This window comes from Aeromonas sp. R4-1 (assembly GCF_040908325.1).
GTDB lineage: Bacteria > Pseudomonadota > Gammaproteobacteria > Enterobacterales > Aeromonadaceae > Aeromonas > Aeromonas veronii.
The window spans coordinates 1-3,178 of sequence record NZ_JBFODM010000028.1 but is presented as its reverse complement, the minus strand read 5'-3'; the positions used below and the strand labels follow the sequence as shown (position 1 = coordinate 3,178).

Annotated in this window: 3 protein-coding genes and 1 tRNA gene; 2 read left to right on the top strand and 2 right to left on the bottom strand. The window is 55.7% G+C overall.

What is annotated here, in order from left to right:
* Positions 1-171 precede the first annotated feature (171 nt).
* Complete coding sequence (locus AB5Y90_RS03415) at positions 172-1,290, bottom strand: fatty acid desaturase (protein WP_201905997.1); 1,119 nt, start codon at positions 1,288-1,290, stop codon at positions 172-174.
* Between the two features lie 147 nt (positions 1,291-1,437).
* Between AB5Y90_RS03415 and fabR the strand changes: the two genes are divergently transcribed.
* Both fabR and AB5Y90_RS03405 read left to right on the top strand, forming a co-directional pair.
* Entirely contained in the window at positions 1,438-2,058 is a 621-nt protein-coding gene (gene fabR / locus AB5Y90_RS03410) for an HTH-type transcriptional repressor FabR (RefSeq protein WP_005339921.1), read from the top strand.
* A gap of 19 nt (positions 2,059-2,077) precedes the next feature.
* Positions 2,078-2,443 (top strand): YijD family membrane protein, encoded by a 366-nt coding sequence (locus AB5Y90_RS03405; protein WP_005339919.1) that lies wholly within the window; start codon positions 2,078-2,080, stop codon positions 2,441-2,443.
* Positions 2,444-2,920: 477 nt separating this feature from the next.
* On the opposite strand, the gene AB5Y90_RS03400 is transcribed toward AB5Y90_RS03405, so the two are convergent.
* Positions 2,921-2,997 (bottom strand) — tRNA-Asp (locus AB5Y90_RS03400).
* Positions 2,998-3,178 lie beyond the last annotated feature (181 nt).

Here is a 3,178-nt window from a genome sequence, read left to right as displayed (position 1 = left end):
ATCAGCTTTGAGCAGGCCTGTGAACAGCTGGGTCTCAGCCAGCAGGAGCAACAGGCACTGGATCAGTTGCAGCAACAGCAGAGCCAAGCCAACTAGCTTGAGTTGAATCATAAAAGAGAAGACCGCCAGCAGGCGGTCTTCTCTTTTAGTCTCTGTGATAATCGGACGGCATCATGCAATACCTGCCAGCAAACGACTCCAGTTGCGTTTACCAGCGATGAAGCCGTCACGCAGGGCCCGGTACTCCAGTTGCAGCTTGAGGCGGTCATAGCGCGCCAGCGCCTTGCGCTTGCGCAGCTCCAGCAGCCGCTTGCGACTGGCGTAATAGTGTTGCAACTGCTGGCTCAGCTTGTCGTACTCCTCCTGCAGCAGCGCCTGCCACAGTTCGCGATCTTCCTGCTTGCGCAACTTGGCTTGTGCCCGTTTCAGCTGCATCTGCAGCCGGGCTTGTTCGATACGCTCCTCCGGCGAGGATCTGAGATCCCCCGCCAGACCACACCAGGAGGCGAGCCGGATCAACCACTTGGTCGGATCGAACTGCCACCAGTGAATGCCGTTGCGGTAGTCATTCTCGAACAGGTGGTGAAAGTTGTGGTACCCCTCGCCAAAGGTGAAAAAAGCCAGGATGCCGTTATCGCGAGCGGTATTGTGGTCGGTATAGGGCTGACTGCCCCAGATGTGGGCCAGCGAATTGATGAAGAAGGTGGTGTGGTGAGTCATAACCATTCTCAGCACGCCCGCCAACAGCAACATGCCGAGCATATCCCCGTGCCACAGGCCGAGCAGCAGCGGCAGCCCCAGATTAGCCGCCAGTGCCAGCGTCAGATAGTGACGGTGCTGAAACGCGACCACCGGGTTGTTCTGCAGATCACGCACATTGCTGTAATCGCCATAGCGATCTCCCTGATGCTCCCGCAGCATCCAGCCGATGTGGGAATACCAGAAACCGCGCCCCGCGCTGTAGGGGTCTTTATCGTTGTCATCCACATGACGATGGTGACGGCGGTGATCGGCCGACCAGTGCAGGGCAGAATTCTGCAGCGCCAACGCACCGCCGATGGCAAATAACCACTGCAAAGCGGGGTGCGCCTTGTAAGCCTTGTGCGACCAGAGCCGGTGATAGCCTGCGGTGATGGAGAGACCACTCAGGCAGAACAACAACAGGAAACTGGCCCACTGCCAGAAATCGTAACCGTGGCTCACGCCGTACCAGGGCACGACAATCAACGCCACTATCCCGGAGAGGGAGAACAGCAGGGTATTGGTGAAAATAATGGGGGGTCTGGCCATCTCATTGCATCCTTTCAGCGAACAGCTGTTAGCCATTTTCTATGGTGATTTCCTCACGGTCAATGGTAAAAAAGTAGGATACAAACCTGATCCTGAGGCGCCTTCGGGTTATCATTTGGCCTCAATAAGCTGAAGGTGACTGATTTCGTGGGTATTCGCGCTCAACAAAAAGAAAAAACCCGGCGTACATTGATCGATGCTGCATTCAGCCAACTGTGCGCCAATCGGAGTTTCTCCAATCTCAGCCTGCGGGAAGTCGCTCGCGAAGCAGGTATCGCACCCACCTCTTTCTATCGCCACTTTCGCGATATGGAGGAGCTGGGCCTGACCCTGGTTGACGAAGGAGGTCTCACCCTGCGCCAACTGATGCGCCAGGCACGCCAGCGCATTGCCGGTGGTGGCAGTGTCATCAGCACCTCGGTGCAAACCTTTATGGAGTTCGTTGAGAACAACCCCAACATCTTCCGGCTGCTGCTGCGGGAACGCTCCGGCACCTCGGCCGCCTTTCGTCAGGCGGTGGCTCGCGAGATCCAGCACTTTATCGCAGAGCTGACCGATTATCTGGAAGCCACCACAGAAGCACCACGGGAAGATGCCTACATCCAGGCAGAAGCCATGGTCACCATCGTCTTCAGTGCCGGTGCCGATGCACTCGACATGACCAGCGAAGAGTGCCGGGCACTCTCCGACCGAACAATTCGCCAACTGCGGATGATCGCCATGGGCGCCGAGGTACAAAACCAGAAGCGCCGTGAACCTCACCCATGACCACAGGATGGAGAACGATATGACTGAACAGCTTATGATCCCGAAAAAACCGCTCGCCATGGCCATGCTGATTGGTATCTGTGGCGATGCCTCTCTGGCCGTGCTGACCAACTCGGTTGTGCCTTTCTCCTTCTTCCCGCTGATTGCCCTCTGGCTGGCGGCCTATCAGCTGTTCCAGCACTATCGCCATGAACCCATGGTGGGCAACACCCCCATCTGTACCCTGCTCTGCTTCTTTATCGGTGTCTTCGGCCACTCCGCGCTGCTCAAGGTGCAATACCCGGAACTCGGCAGCAACTTCTTCTCCCTGATCATGATGCTGCTGCTACTGGCAGCACTCTCCATCAAGCTCGGCCTGAGCATTGGCAACAAAGAGAAGCCCTGATAAATCAACCGAGTGATGGTAATCAGTTGATAGATAAAGCAAATAGGCCTTCCCGTCGGGAAGGCCTATTTGCTTGAACGATACCTGATTAATACGGCAATCTCGGTATTCCCAACCTAGCCAAGCTGCTGGGCTTCAAGATCGACGTGCAAATGGAAGAGGGGGTGGTCAATATGGAGCTGCCCTGCAACCAGCAGGCGGCAGAAGGCTGATTTGGCCGCCTCTAGACTCGCCCATGTGACTTCCAATGAAGCTGACAAGGCTCGAATATAGCCAGAAAATGGTGGAAATAACCGGCTATCTGGCACTCTCTTGACAGGTAAAAACCAAACGTTGACGGTTTAACACGCTAAAAACACCAACTCCCTGTCGAGAGACTGGGCTTTGTGTTGGTTCTTGCGTACAAATCTGTGGGACTTATGGACAAAAACGCCCATAGCAAAAAGGCCTTCCCAATCGGGAAGGCCTTCAAATTAGTGGCGGAGCGGACGGGACTCGAACCCGCGACCCCCGGCGTGACAGGCCGGTATTCTAACCGACTGAACTACCGCTCCGCATTCGGTTAGCTTGCGCTAAATTGTTTGCCGCGTCAGTGAGTTGTCATCCTCGCAGCCGGCTATGTGTTTTCACATCACCGTTTAATTGGGTGCCTGGCAGTGTCCTACTCTCGCATGGCGAATGCCACACTACCATCGGCGCTACCGCGTTTCACTTCTGAGTTCGGCATGGGATCAG